This window comes from Streptomyces griseochromogenes, from assembly GCF_001542625.1.
GTDB classification, from domain to species: domain Bacteria; phylum Actinomycetota; class Actinomycetes; order Streptomycetales; family Streptomycetaceae; genus Streptomyces; species Streptomyces griseochromogenes.
Genome location: NZ_CP016279.1, coordinates 7222330 through 7245466, shown reverse-complemented (window position 1 = coordinate 7245466; position 23137 = coordinate 7222330). Strand labels below are relative to the sequence as shown.

General features: G+C 70.7%; 20 protein-coding genes and 1 pseudogene. 5 read left to right on the top strand and 16 right to left on the bottom strand.

What is annotated here, in order from left to right:
- Positions 1–3: 3 nt before the first annotated feature.
- The 6 genes from asnB to AVL59_RS31090 form a co-directional block, all read right to left on the bottom strand.
- Positions 4–1938: an asparagine synthase (glutamine-hydrolyzing) gene (gene asnB, locus AVL59_RS31115; protein ID WP_067311114.1), complete on the bottom strand. Its 1935-nt coding sequence runs from the start codon at positions 1936–1938 to the stop codon at positions 4–6.
- 3 nt (positions 1939–1941) lie between these two features.
- Positions 1942–3462, bottom strand: coding sequence for a Wzz/FepE/Etk N-terminal domain-containing protein (locus tag AVL59_RS31110; protein ID WP_067311112.1), 1521 nt, complete (start codon positions 3460–3462; stop codon positions 1942–1944).
- Positions 3459–4826 carry a Wzz/FepE/Etk N-terminal domain-containing protein gene (locus AVL59_RS31105; RefSeq protein WP_067311109.1) on the bottom strand — a complete coding sequence of 456 codons (1368 nt, stop codon included), beginning with the start codon at positions 4824–4826 and terminating at the stop codon, positions 3459–3461. Before AVL59_RS31105 ends, AVL59_RS31110 begins: the two co-directional genes overlap by 4 nt.
- Positions 4823–6088 carry a glycosyltransferase family 4 protein gene (locus AVL59_RS31100; protein WP_067311107.1) on the bottom strand — a complete coding sequence of 422 codons (1266 nt, stop codon included), beginning with the start codon at positions 6086–6088 and terminating at the stop codon, positions 4823–4825. Before AVL59_RS31100 ends, AVL59_RS31105 begins: the two co-directional genes overlap by 4 nt.
- Entirely contained in the window at positions 6078–7403 is a 1326-nt protein-coding gene (locus tag AVL59_RS31095) for a nucleotide sugar dehydrogenase (protein WP_067311104.1), read from the bottom strand. The genes AVL59_RS31100 and AVL59_RS31095 overlap by 11 nt, the downstream gene beginning before the upstream one ends.
- Before the next feature lie 73 nt (positions 7404–7476).
- Positions 7477–8955 carry a sugar transferase gene (locus tag AVL59_RS31090; protein WP_067311101.1) on the bottom strand — a complete coding sequence of 493 codons (1479 nt, stop codon included), beginning with the start codon at positions 8953–8955 and terminating at the stop codon, positions 7477–7479.
- 545 nt (positions 8956–9500) lie between these two features.
- Between AVL59_RS31090 and AVL59_RS50940 the strand changes: the two genes are divergently transcribed.
- Together AVL59_RS50940 and AVL59_RS31085 are read left to right on the top strand one after the other, a co-directional pair.
- Positions 9501–9641 (top strand): hypothetical protein, encoded by a 141-nt coding sequence (locus AVL59_RS50940; protein WP_208870474.1) that lies wholly within the window; start codon positions 9501–9503, stop codon positions 9639–9641.
- 280 nt (positions 9642–9921) lie between these two features.
- Entirely contained in the window at positions 9922–10779 is an 858-nt protein-coding gene (locus AVL59_RS31085) for a PIG-L family deacetylase (RefSeq protein WP_067311099.1), read from the top strand.
- A gap of 804 nt (positions 10780–11583) precedes the next feature.
- Here the strand turns inward: AVL59_RS31085 and AVL59_RS31080 are convergent.
- Positions 11584–12345 carry a nuclear transport factor 2 family protein gene (locus AVL59_RS31080; RefSeq protein WP_067311097.1) on the bottom strand — a complete coding sequence of 254 codons (762 nt, stop codon included), beginning with the start codon at positions 12343–12345 and terminating at the stop codon, positions 11584–11586.
- On the bottom strand, positions 12342–13034 hold the full coding sequence (locus tag AVL59_RS31075; RefSeq protein WP_067311094.1) for a DsbA family protein: 693 nt from the start codon (positions 13032–13034) through the stop codon (positions 12342–12344). Before AVL59_RS31075 ends, AVL59_RS31080 begins: the two co-directional genes overlap by 4 nt.
- Before the next feature lie 117 nt (positions 13035–13151).
- Between AVL59_RS31075 and AVL59_RS31070 the strand changes: the two genes are divergently transcribed.
- Both AVL59_RS31070 and AVL59_RS31065 read left to right on the top strand, forming a co-directional pair.
- Positions 13152–14048, top strand: a complete 897-nt coding sequence (locus AVL59_RS31070) for a helix-turn-helix transcriptional regulator (protein WP_067311091.1) — start codon at positions 13152–13154, stop codon at positions 14046–14048.
- Between the two features lie 179 nt (positions 14049–14227).
- A complete protein-coding gene (locus tag AVL59_RS31065) occupies positions 14228–14566 on the top strand; it encodes a hypothetical protein (RefSeq protein WP_159400143.1) in 339 nt (112 codons plus the stop codon).
- A gap of 115 nt (positions 14567–14681) precedes the next feature.
- On the opposite strand, the gene AVL59_RS31060 is transcribed toward AVL59_RS31065, so the two are convergent.
- From AVL59_RS31060 to AVL59_RS31050, 3 genes are read right to left on the bottom strand one after another with little or no spacing between them, the layout of a single operon-like run.
- Complete coding sequence (locus AVL59_RS31060; protein ID WP_067311086.1) at positions 14682–16103, bottom strand: MFS transporter; 1422 nt, start codon at positions 16101–16103, stop codon at positions 14682–14684.
- Positions 16104–16117: 14 nt separating this feature from the next.
- Complete coding sequence (locus AVL59_RS31055) at positions 16118–16936, bottom strand: alpha/beta fold hydrolase (protein WP_067311084.1); 819 nt, start codon at positions 16934–16936, stop codon at positions 16118–16120.
- A gap of 49 nt (positions 16937–16985) precedes the next feature.
- On the bottom strand, positions 16986–17444 hold the full coding sequence (locus AVL59_RS31050) for a cupin domain-containing protein (RefSeq protein WP_067311082.1): 459 nt from the start codon (positions 17442–17444) through the stop codon (positions 16986–16988).
- 136 nt (positions 17445–17580) lie between these two features.
- On the opposite strand from AVL59_RS31050, the gene AVL59_RS31045 reads away from it, so the two are divergent.
- Positions 17581–18195 carry a TetR/AcrR family transcriptional regulator gene (locus AVL59_RS31045; protein WP_067311080.1) on the top strand — a complete coding sequence of 205 codons (615 nt, stop codon included), beginning with the start codon at positions 17581–17583 and terminating at the stop codon, positions 18193–18195.
- A 138-nt stretch (positions 18196–18333) separates the two neighbouring features.
- Here AVL59_RS31045 and AVL59_RS49615 read toward each other — a convergent pair.
- The 5 genes and pseudogenes from AVL59_RS49615 to AVL59_RS31020 all read right to left on the bottom strand — a co-directional run.
- Positions 18334–18723 (bottom strand): annotated as a pseudogene (locus AVL59_RS49615) (DNA glycosylase AlkZ-like family protein); the annotation flags it as partial.
- Positions 18638–19117, bottom strand: a complete 480-nt coding sequence (locus AVL59_RS56730; protein ID WP_372450415.1) for an aldo/keto reductase — start codon at positions 19115–19117, stop codon at positions 18638–18640. The gene AVL59_RS56730 and the pseudogene AVL59_RS49615, both read right to left, overlap by 86 nt.
- 449 nt (positions 19118–19566) lie before the next feature.
- Complete coding sequence (exaC, locus tag AVL59_RS31030) at positions 19567–21090, bottom strand: acetaldehyde dehydrogenase ExaC (protein WP_067311072.1); 1524 nt, start codon at positions 21088–21090, stop codon at positions 19567–19569.
- Positions 21091–21146: 56 nt separating this feature from the next.
- Positions 21147–22454: a helix-turn-helix domain-containing protein gene (locus AVL59_RS31025; RefSeq protein WP_067311070.1), complete on the bottom strand. Its 1308-nt coding sequence runs from the start codon at positions 22452–22454 to the stop codon at positions 21147–21149.
- A gap of 79 nt (positions 22455–22533) precedes the next feature.
- A complete protein-coding gene (locus AVL59_RS31020) occupies positions 22534–23136 on the bottom strand; it encodes an N-acetylmuramoyl-L-alanine amidase (protein WP_067311068.1) in 603 nt (200 codons plus the stop codon).
- Position 23137 lies beyond the last annotated feature (1 nt).

The following is a 23137-nucleotide window of genomic DNA, read 5'->3' as shown; positions in this document are numbered from 1 at the left end:
TTCCTAAGCCGTTAACCGAGTGCTCTGGCCGGACCCAGAGGTCGCGTCGCGATACCAGTACTCGAGGGTCAGCACATGCCACAGATGCTTGGAGAAGTCCCGCCGCCCGGCGGCGTCCTCGGCGACGAGCCGTGCCAGCGCGTCGCGGCGCAGGAACCCGGAGCGGACGAGCACCCCGTCGTGCACCACCTCGCGCACCAGCGGTGCCAGATCCCGGCTCATCCAGGCGCGCAGCGGGGCGCTGAACAGGCCCTTGGGCCGGTACACGATCTCCCGGGGCAGGATCGAGGTGGCCGCCTCCTTGAGGACGGCCTTGCCCTGCCGTCCGACGATCTTGCGATCGCCCGGCACGGCGAACGCCGCCCTGACCACCTCGACGTCCACGTACGGCACCCGCACCTCGGTCGACGCGGCCATGCTCGACCGGTCCGTGTAGGCGAGGTTCAGGCCCGGCAGGAACATCCGGGCGTCGCCCAGGCACATGCGGTTGACGAAGTCGTCGAGGTCGTTGTCCTGGTAGATGTCCGCGTGTTCGGTCAGCACGTCCTCGACGGTCCCGGCCAGGTCCGGATCGACCAGGGCGAGCAGCTCGTCCTGGTCGTACATGGTGTAGCTGCGCCGGAACGCGGTCTCCTCCGGCAGATCGGCGAAGGAGAGGAACCGCTTCGCGAAGCGCACCGACCGGTACCCCCGGCGGGACGTGGCGACCGGCAGCCGGTCCACGGCTCTGGACAGGCCGTGCCGCAGAGGTCGCGGGACGCGCTGGTAGCGCAGCGCGAGCAGGTTGGCCAGGTGCTTGCGGTAGCCGGCGAACAGCTCGTCGGCGCCCATCCCCGAGAGCATCACCTTGACCCCGGCCTCCCGGGCGGCCGAGCAGATCAGGAAGGTGTTGATCGCGGCGGGGTCGCCGATCGGCTCGTCCAGGTGGTACGTCATCCGCGGCAGCAGGTCGAGGACGTCCGGAGCGATCTCGATCTCGTGCAGGTCGACACCGAACCGCTCGGCCACCCGCCGGGCATGGCGCAGGTCGTCCGGCATCGCCTCGAACTTGGCGTCCTCGGCGCGGAACCCGATCGTGTAGGCGGAGATCCCAGGTTGGTGGCGGGCCGCCAGCGCGGTCAGATAGCTGGAGTCAAGGCCGCCGGAAAGGAACGTCGCCACGGGTACGTCGGAGAGCATGTGGCGCCGAGTCGACTCCTCGACGACGGCGGCCACGTCCGGCTGTTCGCCGCTTCGGGCTCGCTCCCGGCCCTCGGCGGCGACGTCCTTCAGGTGCCAGAACCGGCCGCGCTCCACCCGGCCGTCGGGCCGGAACCGCAGCCAGCTCCCCGGCGGCAGCTTCTCCGCTTCGCGGAACGCGCACCGTGAGTCGGGCACCCAGTAGTACAGCAGCGAGGCCACCAGCGCCGCATGGTCCACCTGCAGCGACCCGCCGGTCGCGGCGGCGAGCGCCTTGAGCTCGGAGGCGAACACCAGGCCCGCACCGCGCCGGAGCAGGAACAGCGGCTTGACGCCGAGTTGGTCGCGGGCGAGCACCAGGTCACCGGTTCGCTCGTCGAAGATGCCGAACGCGAACATGCCGCGCAGCCGGGGCAGGCAGTCCGTGCCCCAGCGCCGCCAGGCCTCGAGCAGCACCTCGGTGTCGGAGGTGCCGCGGAAGCGCACCCCGGCGGCTGCCAGCTCGGCACGCAGCTCGGGCGCGTTGTACAGCTCGCCGTTGTACGTCAGGGCGAGGCCGCCCGAGACCATGGGCTGGGCGCCGGTCCCGGACAGGTCGATGATGGCCAGCCGGCGGTGACCGAGGTGCACTTCGCCGTCACCGGCGGGGTGACTGTACCGGCCCGCTCCGTCCGGGCCGCGGTGGGCGAGGGTATCGGTGAGCCGGTCCGTCATGACCTTCCCGTCCGGCCACCGGTACGTGCCTGCGATGCCACACATGTCCTACCGCGCCTCCTGGTCGTTGTCCGGGACCCGTGCGGCCCACATGGGCAGCCGCTCCGACCGCCGCCGGCCCGTCCCCTTCTGCCGGGCCGACCGCTCGCTACGGCCCCGCAGCGCGATATGCAGCCCGTCCCACAGCGTGCCGTCGGTCCGGTCACGCGGATCGGGGTCGATCAGCACCACACCGATCACCGGAATGCGCTGGTCCGCGAGCTGCCGCGCCACGGTGTGCAGCCATGCGGCGCTGCCGTGCCCGGCACGCACGACGAGCACGGTCTGGGTGCCGAGGTACTGGAGGTCGGTCCACGCCGTGCCGGGCGCGACCGAGCCGACGCCGAGCCGGTGCCCCTGATCCGGCACGGCCGCGGCACGCTCGCCGCTGACCACGGTCGGGTCTCCCGGCTTCGGGCGGCGGCCCGCGAGCTGCTGGTCGGGCAGACCATCGATGACGACCACCGGCCCCTCCGCCGCCAGCGCCCTGGCGACGTTCAGGGCGATCTCGCTCGTGCTGCGCGCACAGCCCAGTTCCAGCAGCGACACCGGTTCCGCGGAGTCGCGCACGGTGCGGGCCAGGGACACGGTGAGCCGTTCGCGTGCCGCCCGGGTCCGTCGGCGCTGCCACAGCCTGCCCGACCGTCGGGGCAGCTCCGCGACGACCGAGGCGCCCAGGTTCGCCGCGATGTCCCGGCGCAACACGGGGCGGTCCGCCACCACCGTGCCGACCGCGGCCAGCGCGAGCCCGAGGAAGAGCCCGAGGACGAGCCCGATCGCGGCGTTGGTGACCGCGGCCTTGGGCAGGGAGTGCCGCACCGCGCGCGGGGCGTCCACGATCTGCGTGCCGGCGACGACCTTGGGCGTGCCGGTGCGCGCCTCCGCGGCCCGTTGGTCGAAATCGGCGATCCGCGAGATGAGCTCGGCCCGGCGGGCGAAGAGCGACTCGATGCTCGCCGACGTTTTCGGGTCGCCCCCCGGCGGCCGGTCTCCGATCGTCTTGTTGACCTGGGCGAGTTCGTCCCGCATGCGGTCACGCTGGTCGAGCAGGGCCTTGGCCTCGGCCGTCGCGGTGTCCCGCATCCGCTTCACATGGTCCGCGACGAACGCGTCGGCCAGCGCCTCGGCCCGGGCCACCGCTTCCGCGTCGCTGTCACCTGTCGCAGTGATCTGCAGCAGGTTGTTGGTCAAGCCGGTACCCCGGTAGTCCCCCATGAAGTCTTCCGGTTTTTCCGGGGACTTGAGGGATCGCAGGGCCTTTTCGGCGATCCGGGTGGTCCCCAGCAGCTGGACGTCGGTGCGGATCAGCGTTCCGGTGTCGTTCGGCTGGTCCTCCTGATGCGTGACCAGCACCTTGGTCACCGCGGTCGGCGGCGGCGGCATCAGGACCGCCACCGCCGGGCCGACCAGCAGCCCCAGCAGCGCCATGGCGCACCAGAGGCGGCGGCGCCTGCGCACCGCCACCACCAGCGCCTGCAGGTCAAGGAGCGGAGCGGCGGCCGACGACTCCGCAGTCTTGCCCGTCGTCACACCGAACCTCCCGCCGCGGGGCCGCGCACCGCGAGAGCCAGAGTGGCCTCGTCCGGAGGACGGTCGGCAGTTCGCTTCGGACGGGCCCGGACCGGGCCGGCGACGACGATGCCGACGACCTCATGCCTGCCGTCCGCACACGCCTCGGCGATGCCGGCGAGCTCCTCCGCGGTCCAGCTGCCCGCGCTGATGACGACCAGAGCACCGGACTCGGTGTCGCGGTCCGGCACCATCGGCCGGTCCACCGAAACCTCCACCACCCGCAGCAGCGGATCGCCCTTGGCCTCGGTGACGAGCTGCCCGGCGGCCCGGCGGGCGATCTCGTCGCCGTCCGGTACGACAACCAGCAGCCGCCGGGGGGCCGGCAGCTGGTCCCTGAGGCGAGCGCACACCCGCCGGTAGCGGATCCGTATGCCCGCCTCGTCGCCGGACCTCTGCGGGGTCGGTATGTCCCACCGGGTGTCGACGCCGAGGAGTCGGCGGATCCAGGCCCGTGGGCCACTGCCTTCCGGCCGGTGCGCGCGCCCTTCACCAGGCACGTCGACGGTGCCGAGGAGCGCCGAGCCCAGCGCCGCGGCGATCTCCGGTTCGGTGCGCAGTCGGCGATTCATCCGTGCGGCGACGAGATGGCCGATGACCGCGAGCAGGAAGAACAGCAGTGCCCCGGCGACGACGAGCTGCGTCCTCGTCGGCGGCGCCGCGCCGATCGGCCGCGCTGCCGGCCCCATGACGACCATGCCGGCCTTGTTGGTCGCCGGGTCGGCCTCGTCCAGTTTCTTCATGGCCTCCTGCAACGACGTGCGCAGCTTCTCGAGCTCGGTGCGGGCCTGCACGCCCTCCACGGTCTGCCCCGGATCGGCCGCGTTGGCCAGGTCGGTGATACGGCGGTTGGTCTCCGCCACCTTCTGCCGCAGCGCCTCGGAACCCGTAGCCGCTTCGGGGTCGGTGCTGCCGCCTGCGATCCGCGTGGCGAAACTGACGAACTGCTGGGCCACCCGGTCGGAGAGCTGCTGCGCGCGCGCTGGGGTGTCGGCTGTACCCGAGATCTTGATGATGTTCCCGTCGGCGGCCTGGGCGCTCACTTGATCCCGTAGCTCGCCGCCGCTGACGCCCTTCCAGCCGAGCATGGCGGCCGCGCCGTCGACCACCGCCGAACTGGTCGCGATGTCGACCTGAGTCAGCAGCTCGCGCTCCTCCCACTGCCCCGGCAGCAGGACCGATGCCGACGCCGTGTACCGCGGCGGAAACAGCACCGAGGCGCCGTAACCGACGAGCGCGCCGAGCACGGCGACGATGGCGAGAAGCCGCCACCGCCGACGGAGAATCCGTCCGATCGTGACCAGGCGGATCGTGTCATCGCTCAACGCCCCGGCCTCTTCCCTGTGCGGACGGGGCCGCTCGCCGGCACCGGAGTGTGGTCACGGCACGCGGCGGCGTAGGCGGCGAGCAGCGACGCTTGTGAGTGCCGCCAGGAAAGCTGCCCGCTGATCCGCTCCTGACCGATCTTGCCCATCCGGGACCGCTTCTCCGGATCGTCGAGCAGCAGCGCGATGAGCCCGGCGAATGCGGCCTCGTCGTTGGCGGGCGCGTAGAGGGCGGCGTCACCGGCGGAGACGCGCGCCTCCCGGAGGTCGAACGAGACGATCGGCCGGCCCATCGCCATGTACTCCAGGACCTTGTTCATGGTCGACACGTCGTTGAGCGGATTGCGCGGGTCGGGCGAGAGGCACACGTCCGCGGTGGACAGGTGGCGCACCAGGTCGGCGTCGGGGATGCGCCCGGTGAACTGCACCTGCTCACAGAGCCCGAGCTGCCGGGACAGTTCCACCATCGCGTCGAAGGCGTCGCCGGAGCCGACGAACACCGCGTGCCAGTCGGTCCGCCCCAACTCGTCGCGCAGCTTCGCGAGGGCGCGCAAGGCGTAGTCGACGCCGTCCTGCGGACCCATGACGCCGAGGTAGCACAGCAGATGAGGCTTGCCGTGCTTCAACTCCGGCTCGGGCGGCACCGGTTGGAACCGCTCGATCGCAGGGGCGCTGCGCACCACGAAAATGTCCTCGGGCCGCCGACCGCCACGGCGCATCGCGACATCCCGGTAGCTCTCGTTCGTGGCGAGCACGACGTCCGCGGCCCGGTAGGTCAGCCGTTCCAGCGCGCACACGGCGCGGTAGAGCAGATCCTCGCCGCGGCCGAACCGGGAGAGGTACAGCTCGGGTACCAGGTCGTGCTGGTCGAAGACGAACCGCGCGCCGCGCCGCTTCAGCCACAGTGCCGGCAGGAACAGCAGGTCGGGCGGGTTGCAGGCATGGACCACGTCGACCGGGCCGACCTTCCGGGCCAGCCGGACCGTATGCCACAACGCCGAACCGTACTCCCGCAGGTAGCCGACCGGTCCTCCGGTGGCCGCGCGCAACGGGTAGCGGTGGATCCGCACCCCGTCGATCTCCGCCTCCGGCTCCGTGTCCCGTTTCTCCCCCCGGGGACAGATGACGTGCACCGTCCAGCCCGCGTCGCGCAGCGTCGTGCACTCCTGCCACACCCGCCGGTCGAACGGCACCGACAGGTTCTCCACCAGGATGAGCGCTCGCCGGCCCGACCCGTCACCGCTGATCGCATCACCAAGCAAGGCCCATGTACCCCGGTTCGGCCCGGCGCGCCTCGGCGTCGGGAAGGCGGATGAGGTCGACGATCACCGGGCCGCCGCCATGGGGCAGCGCCGACAGCACGGCCGGATCCCTGGTCCCGACCAGGCACACCTCGGCGTGCTCGAGCACCTCGTCGACGGAATCCGCGAGCAGCTGCGCGAGGTGCGGCAGCCGGGTCTCGATGTACTCGCGGTTCGCGCCGAGCAGCCGGGAAAGGCTCACGTTGGCGTCATAGATCTTGAGGTCGTAACCCTTGCCGAAGAGCCGCTCCGCCAGCTCGACCAGCGGGCTCTCGCGGAGGTCGTCGGTGCCGGGTTTGAAGGACAGCCCGAACAGGCCCGCCCGGCGCTTGCCGGTGCGCTCGACCAGCTCCACCGCGCGCTGCAGATGGTCGGAGTTGGAGGGCAGCACATGGGCGAGGATGGGCACCGAGACGTCGGCCCGCCGCGCCGCGTGGACCAGGCTGCGCAGGTCCTTGGGCAGGCAGGAGCCACCGAAGGCGAAGCCGGGCCGCAGGTAGGCGGGGCTGATGTTCAGCTTGCGGTCGGCCAGGAACACGTCCATCACCTGGTGCGAGTCCACCCCGAGCGCCTGGCACACCGCGCCCAGCTCGTTCGCGAAGCCGATCTTGAGGCCGTGGAACGCGTTGTCCGCGTATTTGATCGCCTCGGCCGTCGGGACCGGCACCCGGAACACCTCGCCGGGCAAGCCGTCGTACAGCGCCATCACCGCATCGCCGCTTGCCGGGTCGAGCTCGCCGATGACGGTCTTGGGCGGGTCGAAGAAGTCGCGCACGCTCGTGCCCTCGCGCAGGAACTCCGGGTTGACGGCGACCCCGATGTCCACCCCGGCCGTGCCGCCGACGTACTTCTCCAGGATCGGTACCAGCAGGTTCAGGCAGGTGCCCGGGAGCATGGTGCTGCGGAACACGACGGTGTGCCGGCCCCCCTGCTTGGCTCCCTCGGCCAGCGCGGCGCCGATCTGCTCGGTGACCCGCTCCAAGTACGTGGTACACAGGCTGCCGTTGGGTTCCGACGGCGTGCCCACGCAGATCAGTGACACCTCGCTGCTCATGATCGCCTCGCGGACGTCGCCGGTGGCGCGTAACGCTCCGGTTCGCACGACCTCGGCTATGAGCTCGCCGATCCGCTCCTCGACCACCGGGGCCTTGCCGTCGTTGACCAGGTCGACCTTCACCTGGTTCACGTCCACCCCGATGACGTCGTGACCCATGCTGGCCAGGCACGCGGCCGACACGCAGCCCACGTAGCCGAGCCCGAAAACGCTGACTCTCATGACCCGTTCCTCCCCCCAGGCAGGCCCTTGTGGCCTGCGGTCCGCGCGCCGGCCGGACGACGATCCCCGCGCATCAGTAGGCCCCCTGCCCGTAGAGCACCGCACGCAGCGTCTTCCACAAGATCACTGTGTCCAGGGCGAGCGACCAGTCCTCCACGTACCGCAGGTCCAGCCGGACCGCCTCCTCCCACGACAGATCGCTGCGTCCGCTGATCTGCCACAGGCCGGTGAGTCCGGGCTTGACCAGCAGCCGCCGCCGGATGTCCGGGCCGTACGCAGCGGACTCCTCCGGTAGCGGAGGCCGCGGACCGACGAGCGACATCGATCCGGTGAGCACGTTGAAGAGCTGCGGGAGCTCGTCGATCGAGTACCGGCGCAGCACTGATCCCACCCGGGTCACCCGCGGATCCCGGCGGAGCTTGAACAGCAGGCCGGCGCCCTCGTTGCGGTCGGCCAGCTCGGCACGTGCCCGGTCAGCCCCGGCGACCATGGTGCGGAACTTGAGAATGGTGAACTCGCGGCCGTCCTTGCCGACCCTGCGCTGGCGGTAGAACGCCCCACCCCGACTGTCCAGCAGCACGAGCAGCCCGACGAACACCATCAGCGGCGCGAACAGCATCAGGAGGATCACTGCGCCCATCCGGTCGACGACCCCTTTGACCGCCCGGCGGCCCCCGGTGAAGGTCGGCATGCTGACCCGCAGCAGTGGGATCCCGAGCACCGCGTCGACGTGCAGCCGCGGGCCGGCCACCTCCATCAGCACGGGGGCCACGACCATCTCGGCGTCGCTGCCTTCGAGGTTCCAAGCCAGCCGCTGCAGCCGGTCCGGCGACCAGTGCGGGTCCGGTGTGACCGCGACGACACGGTAGCCGTCGCGGCGGACGTGGCCCGCGACGTCCGCCAGTCGGCCGACGACCGGCACTCCGTCCAGTCGGTCACCGTCGAGCCCGAGACCGTCCGTCGTGCACACCGCGTCCACCCGCCAGCCGAGGTGCGGGAACTTGCGGGTTCGGATGATCAGGTCGCGCACGGTGGCCGTGCTCCCGGCAGCGAGCACCGGTCGCAGGCACCGTCCTTCCTTCCGCTGTTTGTGGAGCCAGAGGCGCAGCAGATACCGCGCGGTCATGGTGATGAGCGCGATCGCGGGGATCGCGACGAAGATCCAGAGCTTGATGTTGCGCGAGGTGAGGGCGATCCCGCCGAGCGCCAGTACGACGGTCGCCGTGAACAGTGAGCGTCCGAGCCGGCGGAATTCCTCGGCGCCCTGGCCGAGCACGGCCGGAGCCCACGACCGGCTCACCGCAAGCGCCCCCAGCACCAGCAGCTCGGTGCCGAATGCGAGAATTCCCCACTTCTCGTGCCAGTTGGCCGCGTCCCGGGCCCCGAAGAAGTTGCCGATCGCCGCCACCACGAAGGCGGTGGCCACGGTGTCGCTGGTGATCACGGTACGGCGGTACCGCTGCTCCCAGTCGATCGCGGTCTGTCTGATTGCCCCGTTCGCCAGACGCTCATGCTCCGACGGAAACGGGCTGACTAATCCCCCTTGCCGCACAGAACCCCCCAGGTCCCCTGTGGTTCGACGTGTTCGCCCAACACTGTTCCTCCCCCCCCGGGAGGCCCCCGCCCCCCGCGCTGTCCCTCCCCTCGGGAGGCCCCCGCCTCCCGCGCCGCGCTGTTCCTCCCCGCGGGAGGCCCCCGCCCCCCGCGCCGCGCTGTTCCTCCCCGCGGGAGTCATGTCCTGCGCATGACATCCCGCTATTCCAGGGCTACTTGAACGACTCACCCTGGCGGCAGCAGGCTCGCATGCCCTGCCAGACTCTCGAGGCGCGCGGAACCCGTCGAAACCTCGGGTGCTTCCCGTACCCAAGGCCCCCTCTCGGGCTCCAAGAACTGATCACTCCCACGTCTGGCGCCGGGGGCGCGACCGCTGGCTTTCCGTAGCACCGGACCTATAGATCATTATTGGTCGCCTCGTGTCCGAACAGCTGAAGCACGGTCAATCTAGACCATCGGGGCCAGTATGAAGAGGGGGATGTATGTAATTTGTGCTCAAGCTGTGAGGATGGGTCTGTCGATCGGTGCCCGTCTACGGGTGCCTTGCACTACGGCGTGCCGCTGTGGGTGCCCGAGGCGGGCGGGGTGATCGACCCGGACAACGAGGCGCACGACCTGATCGTGTCGGTGTTCGGCGGCATGTCCAAGGGCGAGCGCGGCCGCCTCACGTCGGCGAACTCGTGAAGGCTCACGGGCAAGTCCGGAAGCGAAGTGCGGGGGAGTGGGCGTCAAGGCCCAGGAGTGCCCCTGTGCGGGGCGGGAACAGCCGGTCCGGCCAGCATTGTTGTACCGGTGGGGGACCGGCGGCGCGTGGGCGGGGGAACAGGGAGATCAGAAGGTCGTCTGGCCGACGCGTTCCGGAGCCCCGGGTCCGCGGTACGCCCGGTCACCCGATACCGGGGCGACCGCTCATACGCCTGCTGCGGACTCGGACCAAGACTTTTTCACACAGGAGGAATGTTTCATGAATGACCGGCCCTTGACGCTCATGGCGGTGCACGCGCACCCCGACGACGAGGCCACTGGAACGGGAGGTGTCCTCGCGCGGTACGCGGCGGAGGGCATCCGTACAATCCTCGTCACGTGTACGGACGGCAGTTGTGGTGACGGGCCGGGGGGTGTCAAGCCGGGCGATCCCGGGCACGATCCGGCAGCCGTCGCCTTGATGCGGCGTCAAGAACTCGAGGCGAGCTGCGACATCCTGAAGGTCAGTCATCTGGAGATGCTGGACTACGCCGACTCCGGGATGATGGGCTGGCCGGCCAATGACGCCCCCGGCTCCTTCTGGCAGACACCCGTGGAGGAGGGCGCCGCCCGACTCGCGGAACTCCTGCGCCGCTACCAGCCCGATGTGGTCGTGACCTACGACGAGAACGGCTTCTACGGCCACCCCGACCACATCCAGGCCAACCGCATCACGATGGCGGCGCTGGCGATGACCGCGCCGACACCGAAGGTGTACTGGACGACGGCGCCCCGCTCGATGATGCAGCGGTTCGGGGAGACCATGCGTGAGTTCGGTGCGGACTGGCAGGAGCCGGATCCCGCCGAGGCCGCCGCGATGGCCGAGATCGGACTCCCCGACGAGGAGATCACCACCTGGGTGGACACCACCGCGTTCGGCGGCCAGAAGTTCGATGCGCTGGCCGCGCACGCCAGCCAGGGCGAGAACATCTTCTTCCTCAAGATGGGCCAGAAAAGGTTCACCGAGTTGATGGGCGTCGAGACCTTCGTACGCGTCCAGGACACCACCGGCGCGGCCGTGCCCGAGAACGACCTCTTCGCCGGACTGCGCTCATCCGCCCGCCTTCCGGGGGCCTGAGAAAGCTCTTGGCCGGTATGGCCCGATCGAGGGTGGCCCTGCTCGGTGGCGTGGCGGTTACAGCACGCCAGTCCCCCAGTCGGGCAGGGCCGTTGAGCGGGGAACGTTCCTCGGGGTACCCCATTGCCGCCGGAAAGGGCCCCGAGGGCGGCCTTCGATTTGATCAGGCGTGGGCGGGAGGAGCCGGCCCGGCCGGATGGTGTCCGGTGTGAGGAGCCGCTGTCCGCGATGTGGCCGGTGCGGTTCGAGTCCGATTCTTCTGCGGTCCTTTCCGTCGCATCGGGGGCAGCGGAACAGGTTGCGCAGGCCGGTGGCGCGGGCGGCGCGGACCGGGCCCACCTCTGAGGGAGCCCAGCCGAAGGCGCCTGACGGGCAAACACCCAGGTCAGGCGCCTTTTCTCGTGCGTCCAGAAGAAGCCGGGCTTCTTCGGTGAGTACGAGACCAGGAGGTTCTTCGTCTGCTGGTGATACAGGTCTTGCAGGGCTTTGACCAGCCGAAATTACGTCCACGGAGGTGATCTGGGGTTGCCGGCCCGCATATGGTCCGGATCTTGGTCCGAGAGCTGATCCGAGCGTGCCCCGTGACCTCCGCACTGGGGGGCACGGGGTACCTGCTTGGGCGATGGCCGTGCCGTAGGCGTCGAGCGGAAGTGCGGTGGTGTGCACGGGAGTCTCCGGGCGGTGCGGGACGCGCCGCGGCCCACCGGCGTTGCCGGGCCGGCGCGGCGGCGCGTCCGTGCGTTCGGACGGGTTCGGCGGTTGCGGTGCGGAGTGCGGCGGAGCACCCGCCCCCGGCCGCAGGCGTCAGAACAGGCCGTTGACGTGGGGGAGTTCGGCCGCGATCGGGGCGATGACGTCCCAGTGCTCGACGATCTTGCCGTCGGCCACACGGAAGAGGTCGTAGTACGCCACGGGGACACCGAACTCGCCCTCGGACTGGAGCAGGACGAACTCGCCCTCGGCGATGACCTTGTGGACGGTTTTGTAGACGAGGTTCTTGCCCTGCTCGGCCCACTTCGCGGCGGCGGCCCCGAAACCGTCCAGGCCGTCGGCGGCCTCCGGGTTGTGCTGGTGATAGGTCCGGGTCGAGATGTAGTCGGTGAGCACCGAGTAGTCGGCACCGACCAGGACCTTCTGCGCGAACTCGGCGACCAGGGCGCGGTTGGCCTCGGTCGTCTCCGGCGCGGTGACCTCGGCGGGACCGTCGGTCTGCGACCGGCCGGAGGCGGTGCCCTCCACCACCGGGGTCAGGGCGTCCCAGTGCTCGGCGAGCTTGCCGTCGGCGTCGACGCGGAAGATGTCGAAGGCGACCAGCGGGTCGGGGCCGAAGCCGTGGTACGTGCCGTGCAGGGCCACCAGGTCGCCGTCGGCGAACACCCGGGCTCCCTCGTAACGGAAGCCCTCCGGCAGCCCGGCGACCAGCTGACGCAGGGCCTCGGGGCCGTCGGCGGCCAGGGCGCTGTGCTGGCGGTAGTCGGCGGCGACCCAGCGGTCCACCGCGCTCGGGTCCTTCTGGCCGAACAACTCGCCGGCGGCGGACAGGACGGTGTTCTTGGCATTGCTCATGACGGATCGTCTCCTTGCGAGGTCAGGTCATGGGTGGAGGGCTTGGGGATGGTCGTCGTCAGGCGCTGTTCGAGTGCGGCGGTCAGGGAAGCGGCCGTGGAAGCCGCGCCGCCCATCTGGCCGGCGCCGTGCGGGGTGTGCAGCAGCAGCGTCGGGTAGGAGGTGACGCGCAGACGGCGCAGGGCACGGAAGTCGGCGCGGGCCTTCACCCTGCCGGCCGGGGACGCGTATGCCGCGGCCACGGCGTCCGCGTCCCCGCCGAGTTCGTCGGCTACGTCCCGGTAGACCGCGGCGTCGGACAGGCCGCGGCCGTCGACGAACCACGCTCGTTGCACGGCCTCGGCCACATCCAGTTCGCTGATGCCCGGCTGGTCGCGCAGCGCGGACAGTCCCGCCGCCGCGGCGACCGAGTCCAGCACGGTCGTCCCCTGCGACAGCGCGCGCTCATGGCCCGCGCCGAAGACGACACCGGTCAACCGCGCGATGCGGTCCCGCTCGGCCGGCAGGTGCGGGTAGGCCGCCACCGGCCGTACCCGGGCACCGGTGTAGAGGCCGGCCGACAGGACACCGAGCCGGATGCGGTGTGCGTTGTCCTCGGCGAAGGCCCGCAGGGCCGGGCCGAAGCCGTAGCACCAGGGGCAGTACGCGTCGAAGGCGTACGTCAGCGAGGCTCGCTCCGCCGAAGGCATCACACTCCTCCTCTCTTCTCCCTTGCTGCTTTCCGACATCGTCTCGTTGCCGGATGAGCTGACACCTCCAAGTTAGGGGCGGTGAGCAGGATGAATCAGATACGCTGACGACTCACGATGGTCAAAAAGCGACACGATGCCGCTCGCGGCATCCCGGAGATCTCCTTCGCCGCGCCCGCCGGAACCCCCGCGGGCGTCGAAGTGCTGCCCCTCGCCGACCTGCGCCACCGCGTGCCCGCCGAGCGGCTCACGGCTCCCCAGCGCCCGGACTTCCACCACCTGCTCACCCTCACCGGCGGAACCTTGTGGCACACGGTCGACTTCACCGCCTACGCCCTCGACCCCGGCTCCTGGCTCTGGGTACGCCCCGGCCAGGTCCAGCAGTGGGGCGACCTCACCCACGCCGAAGGCACCCTGATCCTGTTCCGCCAGGACTTCCTCGACCCGGCCACCACCGACGGCGCCCGCCTGGAGGACCCGCACGCCCCGATCCTGCGCCGTCCCCTTCCCGACGACGTCGCGGCCCTGAGGCTGGCCGCCGACCACCTCACCGCCGAGTTCCAGGCACTCGGACGCCTGCCCCTGGAGGTCCACACCGCGGCCCTGCGCCACCTGCTGGCCGTCCTCGTGCTGCGCCTGGCCCACCTCACCGCGCCCGCCGGCAGTCCCGCACCCGAGCCCGACGCCACCTATCTACGCTTCCGTGACGCCGTGGAGAAGGACTTCACCCGCACCCGCCGGGTCGAGGACTACGCCGAGGTGCTCGGCTACTCGGCCCGCACCCTCTCCCGCGCCACCCTCGCCGCCGCCGGCCTCGGCGCCAAGGAGTTCATCGACCGTCGCGTCGTCCTCGAAGCCAAGCGCCTCCTGGCCCACAGCGACCGGACCGCCGCCCGCATCGCCCACCGCCTCGGCTTCTCCAGCGCGACCCACTTCAGCAAGTACTTCCACCAGCGCACCGGACAGACCCCGATCGCCTTCCGCGACACGGTCCGCGGGCACCCCACGAAGTGAAATCCGGAAGCCGTCCGCAGCGGCCCCGAAGCTGCCGATCACCAGAGCATCGAGCTCCTCCTTCGTCACTGTGCCAAGTTCCTGGACGGCGTCGGGGAACACCAACCGCCTTGATGCGGATGTTCCGGAAGGCGACCGCCTCGGTTTGGGCCGACCGGGCCGCGCGGATGAGCAGTTGCTTGGCGTCGAACTTGTTGAACGGGAAGAAGCCGCGGCACGGGGAGGCGGACTGCACCGCGATCGGGGCGTCGAGTTCGCGTAGCAGTCGTTTCTTCGGCAGAGCCGCGGTCATCGGTGTGCCCCGGTTGCCTGCCGGAGCGGTCGAGCCCGTTCGCGCGGGCGCGCAACCCTTCGAACAGGTGCCCTTGCAGGGCCTCGTGGAGCGGGCCGTAGACGAAGTCGTTGCTCTGGGCGGCGCCGATCTGCTCGGCCGCCGTATCCAGGTGACCGCCCGCGGTGAGACCGCTGCTCACGGCCTTGGGCCACCCGGCCAGTTCGGACTCGATGAAATACGGTGACCATCCGCCCCAGAACAATGACCGGCCACCCCAGTGGGGTGGTGCGCGGCCGGTCCCAGGTCACGCCGCGCGGGTCCCAGCCGGTCTTGGGGTTGCCATGGCCGGTGCCTTCGGGTCATCCGGGGGCGTCCGCCGTGGCGCTTGGTGGGCCGGGTGCGAGGCGGGAGGCGACGCGTTCGGCGGTGGTGGCGGCCCAGGGGCCGGAGGTTACGATGCCGAGGATCGCGATGCCCCCTCCGCAGCCGGCGATGATCCACCAGGCCGCCGGGCGGGCCCCGGAGGCGACCGTGGCGCCGATCACCGCGATGCCGAGGGAGGAGCCGACCTGCCGGCTGGTGGCGGCGACCGCGGCGGCCACCCCGGCCTGGGCGCGCGGCATACCGGACACCGCCGTGTAGGTGATGGGCGCGTTGACGAAGCCGAAGCCGAGACCGAACAGGGCGTAGGTGACGTACAACAGGGTGTCGGACGGGTGGGCGGAGCGCGTGGCGGCTGTGGCCAGTACGCCGCTGGTGGTGATGCCCGTCCCCGCGAGCAGCAGTGGAATCCGTGGACCGCGGCTGCCCACGATCCGCCCGGACAGCGGCGGGCACACCAGGGACAGCACTGCCATCGGCAGCAGGTGCAGGCCGGCGCCCAGGGCGCTCAGCCCCACCACCCGTTGCAGATAGAGGGTGTTGGCGAAGAGGAAGCCGCCGAGCGCGGCGAACGCGAACACCGCTGTCGCGGTGGCTCCGCTGAAGGGTGCACTGCGGAAGAGCCGAGGTTCGATCAGCGGTTCGGCGCGCCGGTTCTCGTACGGTACGAAGGCGGCCAGCGCGCCCGCCGCGGCGGCCAGGCAGGCCACGATCGGCGGCGAGGTCCAGCCCTCGCCGGGTGCCTCGATGATCGCGTAGGTCAGCGTGCCGAGCAGGACGGTCACCAGCAACTGGCCGACCGGGTCGGCCCGTCGGACCCGCTCCGCTCGGGACTCCGGGACGTAGAGCGCGGTGAGTGCCATCGTGGTCAGCCCGATCGGCACGTTCAGCCAGAAGACGGACCTCCACCCGGCCGACTCCACCAGCACGCCACCGAGGACCGGGCCGGCCGCCATGCTGAGGCCGACGACCCCGCCCCACACGCCGATGGCCCGTGCCCGGTCCCGGGGTTCGGTGAAGGTGTTGGCCAGGATGGCCATGGCGACGGGGGTGAGCATGCTGCCGCCCACCGCCTGCACCGTACGGAAGACCACCAGCCACCCCGTGGTGGGCGCCAGGCTGCACAAGCCGGACCCGACGGTGAACAGCACCAGGCCGAGCCGGAAGATCCGCCGGCGTCCGACGCGGTCGGCGGTGGCACCGGCGAGGGTCAGCAGCGAGGCCAGCACGATGGTGTACGCGTCGAGGGTCCACTGCAGGCCGGAGACGGACGAGTCCAGGTCCCGCTGCATCGAGGGCAGGGCGACATTGAGAATGGTGACATCGAGGCTGACCAGGAGGACGCTCAGGCAGCAGACGGCCAGGACCGGGGCGCGCCGTCCTTGTCCGGCGACGGGCATATGGGTTCCCCCGCTCAGTCGTTGGGCCGGTTGGCGGCTTGGACGTCAGCGAAGTCCCATACCGCCGTGAGGAGTTGCTCGGGGGTCTCGATCTGGGGCATGTGGCCGGTGCGGAGGAGGAGTTCGAACCGGGCGCCGGGGATGGCGTCGGCGTATGCGAGTCCGTACGTGGTGTCGGTGACCTGGTCGCTCTCGCCCCATGCGACGAGGACCGGGTGCGGGACCTTGGCCAGGCGCTCGCGCAGGGTGGGGTCGGCCATGGCGTGCGGGCCCGAATAGACCTGCAGCGCGACCCGGTTGGCGACCGCCGCCGCGCGCTGCTCGTCGGAGAACGTGCTGGGGTCGATGCGGAACTTCTCGACGTCGTGGAAGGAGAGAGCGGACAGCTCGGCGGGCGTCAGGGTGAAGGGGTCGGCGACCGGGTGGCCGGGGACGTGTATGCCGGCGGCGTTGACGAGGACGACACTGCTGATCCGGTCGCTGCCGAGCAGGGCCATCTCGGCGGCGATCCAGCCGCCTATGGAGTTGCCGACGACGGTGACGTCGCTCAGGCCGAGTTCGTCCAGCAGCCGTACATAGACCTGGGCGAGGGTGGGAACGTCGGTCAGCCAGTCGGGCCTGGTGGTGCCGCCGAAGCCGGGGTGGACGGGGGTGATGACGCGGGCCGGCCGCTGGTCGGCGAGGAACCCGGCGAACCCGGCGACGGTCTGCGGGCCGCCCCCGCCGTGCAGGAGCAGGAAGGGGCGGCCCTTGCCCCGCTCGTCGACGCTGAACGCCAGGTCGATGTCGCCGGAGTCGAGGGCGAGGGTGATGGTGCGGGCGGTGCTGGTCATAGAGGTCTCCGAATCGGTTACTGGTGTGCGGGGTTGGTGACGTGGGCCGTTACGCGTAGTCGGTGGCCGGAACGGTGGCGTACCGGCTCATCACCTCGACCGTCGCCTGTGGGGTCAGCTCCCGGCCGTCGGCGATCATGTCCCGCAGGTCGCGGAAGTACTGCACATACAGGTCGGGTGTGAAGGTGTTGAGCATCACCGCGGGCTCGGCGCCGGGGTTGGCGAAGGTGTGCGGGGCGCCGGGCGGGATCATCGCGAGCGTGCCGGCGGGTGCGACGTGAGTCGTCTCGCCGATGGTGAAGTGCACGGTGCCGGAGACGACGTAGAAGCCCTCGTCGTGCTGGGCGTGGCGGTGTTGCGGCGGCCCTTCGGTGTGCGGGGCGAGGGTGATCTCGCCGATCCCGAGGCGGTGCCCGGTGGTGCTGCCGTCCTCAAGGATGCGGATCCGCGCCGGTCCCAGGCGGATCGTCTCGCCGTCGTCCGGGCCGACCAGGGAAGCCTCGTTCATCGCCATCTCCTTCGTGAGAGTCGGCTCTCATGAAGGAGATTAGAGAGCAAACTCTCTTTATGCAAGTGGACTCTCATTATGATGGTGGACAGTGATAGGGTGTTGCGGGACGCACGGGTACGAAAGGGATGGACCGATGGCGACGACGCCGACCGACACCGGCCGCAGCAACCAGAAGAGGCGCACGCGTACGGCCCTCGTCGAAGCTGCTCGCGAGCTCATAGCCTCGGGCGGCGAGGTGGCCATGCCCGCGATCGCGCGCGCCGCCCTGGTCTCCGAGGCCACCGCCTACCGGTACTTCCCCGACCTCCCCTCACTGATCAGCGAGGCTCTGGCCGGTGCCTGGCCGCCCCCCGCCGAGGCACTCGCGCCGGTCGCGGACTCCACCGACCCCGCCGAACGGATCGCCTTCGCCTGTGAGTTCCTGCTGCGCGGCGTGCTCCTCCGCCAGGGCGCGGTGCGCGCCGTGATCGCGGCCACCATCACCCGCCCCGAGACGGCGACCGCGAGACCCGGTGTCCGTTTCGGGCTGATCGACCACGCGCTCGCCCCTCTGGAGGCAACGCTGGGGGCGACGGACCCCGAAGCCTTCTCCCAGCTCAAGCGGGACCTGGCCGTGGTCGTCAGCGCCGAAGCCCTGTTCACCCTCACCGACCTGTGCGGGCTCGCCCCCGACGCCGCCGTCGCCAGCGCGGTACGCACAGCGGCGACGCTGACCGAAGCCGCGGTGCGCGCGGTCGCGCGGGGGTGAGTCGCGCGCACGCTCGACTGTCAGCAGTGGATCGCCGAGCACGCCGAGCAGTTCGAGCGGCGCCGACCAGTGTCGGCGGAACGCGGCGACATCGTGGGCGGCTCAGGGCGGCCTCGGCCCCGTCGCTGGTGAGGTCGTGGACAGGCCGAGGTGGGCGTCGTCGATGATGCGGCTGCGGTCGTGGTAGCCGAGGATCGCGTTGTCGAATGCCGGCAGGAACCGGACGGGCGCGGGGGTGTCCGCATGTGGGCGCGGTGCGGCGGGCAGCTCGAGAAGCTCGCGGCCGCGTCCGTCGTGGAAGGTGACGAGTTCTTCGCGGATGGCTTTGACCGCGGCGGGCAGTCCGGCGAGGCCGTACCAGGAGCGGATGTCGGCGGTGGCGGCGGGCCCGTAGGCGGCGAGGTAGCGCCGTAGTGGTTGTTGCCCGGTCGGGTCGGTCTCGTCAGCGGAGAGTGGGTCGATGTCGCGTCCGGGCCAGGTGGCCAGAGGCAGGTTGCGGACGCCGGCCGTGGTGTGCCACAGGCCGCGTCGCGCTCGTCGGCAGGACGCCGAGGCAGGGCGGGGTGGGTGAGGGAGAGGGGTATGCAGGAGACGTCCAGGGGCTGATGTCGGTGCCGGGCGGGACGATCGCGTCGATCCGGTCGAGCACGTCGTCGTCGAGTGTGGTGCCGGCACCTGCGAGGAGGTCCTCCGGTTGGTTCGCGGTGCGTGGGCCGATGTTGGCGGAGGTGATGTCCGGGTGGGTGGTGGCGAAGGCCAGGGCCAGGTGGGTGAGGGGTATGCCGGCCTGTTCGGCGATGGGCTGGAGCTGTTCGACGGCGTCGAGCTTGCGCTCGTCGGCGAGGTGCTTGGGAACCCGGTGCATGCGGGCGTTGTTCCGGTGCGCGGTGCCCTTGCGGCAGCGGCCGGTGAGCAGCCCCATGGCCAGGGGGCTCCACACCAGGACGCCCATGCGGTGGCGGGGGAGGGCCTTGCCGACGATGTCCTCGGTCTCGCTGTAGCCGTGCACGTCGGCGGAGTCGACGAAGTTGATGCCTGCGTCCAGCGCCTGATGGATCACGCGCCCGCGGTCGTGGTGGTCAGGGTTGCCCATCTTGCCGAACACATGCGCACGGTGACCCGTTTCCTTCCGCTTCTGTCCGCACATGGTCCGCCGCGTTCCCGCGGTCCCCGTTCGGTAGACCTACGGCCGCGCCAGACACATCCGTCGGCAGTGGTTCCACAACGCCACCGTTCGGTCCGCGACTGGTCCGGGACGGATTCACTCGGAGCTCGGACGGTGGCGTGGGGCACCGTGCTGATCACGGAGGGGAGCTCCCGTGCCGGGTTGCCTGGAGCGCGATGAAGCCTCCAGGCAACCGACTTCGGACTCTAGAAGAACCCAAGCTTCTTCGGGCTGTATGAACAAAGAATGTTCTTCGTCTGCTGGTAGTGCTCCAGCATCATCTTGTGTGTCTCCCGGCCGATTCCGGACTGCTTGTAGCCGCCGAACGCCGCGTGTGCCGGGTAGGCGTGGTAGCAGTTCGTCCATACGCGGCCCGCCTGGATCGCGCGGCCGGCGCGGTAGGCGGTGTTGATGTCCCGAGTCCACACGCCTGCGCCGAGGCCGTACAGCGTGTCGTTCGCGATCTTGATGGCGTCGTCGAAGTCGTCGAACGAAGCCACCGAGACGACCGGGCCGAAGATCTCCTCCTGGAAGATCCGCATGCGGTTGTCGCCCTCGAAGATGGTCGGCTGGACGTAGTAGCCGCCCTTCAGCTCGCCGTCGTACTCGACGCGTTCGCCTCCGGTGAGGACCTTGGCGCCCTCCTGGCGGCCGATGTCCAGGTAGGAGAGGATCTTCTCCAGCTGGTCGTTGGAGGCCTGGGCGCCGATCATCGTGTCGGTGTCGAGCGGGTGCCCCGGCTTGATCTGCCGGGTGCGGGCCACGGCCGCCTCGAGGAAGTCCGCGTAGTGACCGCGCTGGACGAGTGCCCGGGAGGGGCAGGTGCAGACCTCGCCCTGATTGAGCGCGAACATGGTGAAGCCTTCGAGCGCCTTGTCCCGGAACTCGTCGTCGTGCGCCCAGACGTCGTCGAAGAAGATGTTCGGGGACTTGCCGCCCAGTTCCAGCGTGACCGGCTTGATGTTCTCCGAGGCGTACTGCATGATCAGCCGCCCGGTCGTGGTCTCCCCGGTGAACGCGACCTTCGCCACCCGCGGGCTGGACGCCAGCGGCTTGCCCGCCTCCACGCCGAAGCCGTTGACGATGTTCAGCACGCCCGGCGGCAGCAGGTCGGCGATCAGGCTGATCCAGTAGTGGATGGACGCCGGGGTCTGCTCGGCCGGCTTGAGGACGACCGCGTTGCCCGCGGCGAGCGCCGGAGCGAGCTTCCAGGCGGCCATCAGGATAGGGAAGTTCCACGGAATGATCTGCGCGACCACGCCGAGCGGCTCGTGGAAGTGGTACGCGACCGTGTCGTCGTCGATCTCGCCCAGCGAACCCTCCTGCGCGCGGATGGCGCCCGCGAAGTAGCGGAAGTGGTCGATGGCGAGCGGGATGTCGGCCGCCAGTGTCTCGCGCACCGGCTTGCCGTTCTCCCAGCTCTCGGCCACCGCGAGGGCCTCGAGGTTGGCCGCCATGCGATCGGCGATCTTCAGCAGGATGTCGGAACGCTCCGTCACCGCGGTGCGGCCCCACCCGGGTGCGGCCTCGTGCGCCGCGTCCAGCGCCCGCTCGACGTCCTCCGCGGTGCCGCGCGCGATCTCCGTGAACGGCTGCCCGTTCACCGGTGACGGGTTCTCGAAGTACTGACCGCGTACCGGCGGCACATAGGCGCCGCCGATGAAGTGGTCGTAGCGCGCCTGGTAGGAGACGATCGCGCCCTCGGTGCCGGGTGCCGCGTAACGGGTCATGCTGGTCTGCCTCCCGGTGAAGCGCTGCCCGCCGTTGGGCAGCTCCCGGCGCGAGGCTAGACGGGAGGACGTTGCAAGTACGTTGCGCGGCCGGCCGGCAGAGGGAGTGGCCCGGCCGGTACGGCCAGCTCGGCCTCCAGCGCCGCGAGCCGTGCCCGCACCGCAGAAGTAGGCCGCACGGCGGCCAGAGCCCGCCATGCCTCCAGGTCGTCCTCACCCCACGGCGCGTGCGCCCAGTCGGCGAGGAGATCGGGATCACGGTGGGCGATCAGGGCCGTCCGCAGGCCGTCGGCGAGGCGGCGGCGCAGCCTTGTCACCGCCGGAGCCTGCGAAGCGGGCAGCAGCGGGCCGGTGTACGCCTGCGCCGCGGCCATGAGTGCCCCCGTCTCCAACCGTCGTTCCACCACGGCGGCGTCGGACTCCACCGCGGCCGTCAGCCGGTACGGCCGTGAGGCGAGCAGCCCGGGGCCCAGCAGCCGTCGCAGTCGGGCCAGTTCGGCCCGCAGTGTCACCGGGGTCACCGACTCGTCCGCGTACAGCGCGCACAACAGCTCGTCGCCGGTCAGCCCCTCGGGATGGCGGGCGAGGAGAACGAGGATCTCGCTGTGCCGGCGGCTGAGTCTGATCCGCTGCCCGTCCATGCGGAGTTCGGCCTCGTCGCGGCCGAGCGCGCTCAGCACGGTGGTGTCCTCGGCGCGGCTGGGCGGGACGAGGAGTGCCAGCTGCGACTCGGCGGCCCGCGCCACCGCCCGGACGAAGCCCAGACTGTGCGGGTGCGCCAGCCGGTCGCCGCCGGTGATGTCGACGGCGCCGAGGACGCGGCCGGTGTGCGGATCGTGCACGGGCGCGGCCGCGCAGGTCCACGGCTGCACCCTCCGTATGAAGTGCTCGGCCGCGAACACCTGCACGGATCGGTCCAGAGCGACAGCGGTGCCCGGCGCGTTGGTCCCGACCGCCGTCTCCGACCAGCGTGCGCCCGGCACGAAGTTCATCCGGTCCGCCAGACGCCGGGTTGCCGGATGCCCCTCGACCCACAGCAGCCGGCCGTGCGCGTCGCACACCGCGAGCAGGTGCTCGCCGTCGGCGGCGAAGGTGCCCAGCAGCTCCCTGAACAGCGGCATCACCCGCGCCAGTGGGTGCTCGGCCCGATAGGTGCCGAGATCGCCGTCGGTCAGTTCCACGCGCGCGGTGCCGTCCGGTCCCACACCGGCTCGCGCGCTGCGCTGCCACGACTCGGCCACCACGGACCGTACCGGGCGCGGCACCGTGCCCGCCGTGGTGAACGTCTCGTGCGCCCGGCGCAGCACCCGGACCCGCTCGGCGGGGTCGGCCCCCGGCTCCAGGGCCACCCACGGATCGGTCAAGTCGCCCTCCCCGGACGGTGAAACGGCTGGGACCATCGTCACGCGCCGTGTTCGCGTGGACAACCGGTTCGACGCCCGACTAGGCGAAATTGACCAGTCTGATGTAGCGCACCCAGTCCCAGCCCGGTCCCGGATCGGTGTGGTCGGTGCCCGGCACCTGGTAGTGGCCGATGATGTGTTCCCTGTCCTTGGGGATGCCGTATTTGGCGCAGACCGCCGCGGTCAGCTCCGCGGACTGCTCGTAGAGGGCGTTCGTGAAGTAGGCCGGCTGGTCCACCCATCCCTCGTGTTCGATACCGATGCTGCGGGTGTTGTAGTCCCAGTTGCCGGCGTGCCAGGCGATGTCGGCCTCGCGCACGCACTGGGCCACGTGCCCGTCCGCCGAGCGGACCACGTAGTGCGCCGACACGCTCTTCTGCGGGTTCTGGAAGACGGCCAGCGTGTTCGGGTACGTCTCCTGCGTGACGTGGATGATCACCCGGTCGATGGCATAGGCCGCGGGGCGGCTGGACGAGGTGTAGTTGGCGGTGCTCGCCGGCTGCCACTCGGCCGAGGGGTAGTCGGCGGCTCCCTGCGCACCCGCGTGGGCATCGGGAAGCAGGGCATAGGGAACCGCGGCGAGGGCCGCGCCCTTGAGGACGCGTCGCCTGCTCAGCTGTGGTCGGGGCCGGTTCGTGTCCATC

Coding starts and splice junctions, on each gene's coding strand:
- asnB (WP_067311114.1), bottom strand. CDS start 1,938: ATGTGTGGCATCGCAGGCACGTACCGGTGGCCGGACGGGAAGGTCATG.
- AVL59_RS31095 (WP_067311104.1), bottom strand. CDS start 7,403: ATGAGAGTCAGCGTTTTCGGGCTCGGCTACGTGGGCTGCGTGTCGGCC.
- AVL59_RS31085 (WP_067311099.1), top strand. CDS start 9,922: ATGAATGACCGGCCCTTGACGCTCATGGCGGTGCACGCGCACCCCGAC.
- AVL59_RS31080 (WP_067311097.1), bottom strand. CDS start 12,345: ATGAGCAATGCCAAGAACACCGTCCTGTCCGCCGCCGGCGAGTTGTTC.
- AVL59_RS31075 (WP_067311094.1), bottom strand. CDS start 13,034: ATGCCTTCGGCGGAGCGAGCCTCGCTGACGTACGCCTTCGACGCGTAC.
- AVL59_RS31070 (WP_067311091.1), top strand. CDS start 13,152: ATGGTCAAAAAGCGACACGATGCCGCTCGCGGCATCCCGGAGATCTCC.
- AVL59_RS31060 (WP_067311086.1), bottom strand. CDS start 16,103: ATGCCCGTCGCCGGACAAGGACGGCGCGCCCCGGTCCTGGCCGTCTGC.
- AVL59_RS31055 (WP_067311084.1), bottom strand. CDS start 16,936: ATGACCAGCACCGCCCGCACCATCACCCTCGCCCTCGACTCCGGCGAC.
- AVL59_RS31050 (WP_067311082.1), bottom strand. CDS start 17,444: ATGAACGAGGCTTCCCTGGTCGGCCCGGACGACGGCGAGACGATCCGC.
- AVL59_RS31045 (WP_067311080.1), top strand. CDS start 17,581: ATGGCGACGACGCCGACCGACACCGGCCGCAGCAACCAGAAGAGGCGC.
- AVL59_RS56730 (WP_372450415.1), bottom strand. CDS start 19,117: ATGGGGCTGCTCACCGGCCGCTGCCGCAAGGGCACCGCGCACCGGAAC.
- exaC (WP_067311072.1), bottom strand. CDS start 21,090: ATGACCCGTTACGCGGCACCCGGCACCGAGGGCGCGATCGTCTCCTAC.
- AVL59_RS31020 (WP_067311068.1), bottom strand. CDS start 23,136: ATGGACACGAACCGGCCCCGACCACAGCTGAGCAGGCGACGCGTCCTC.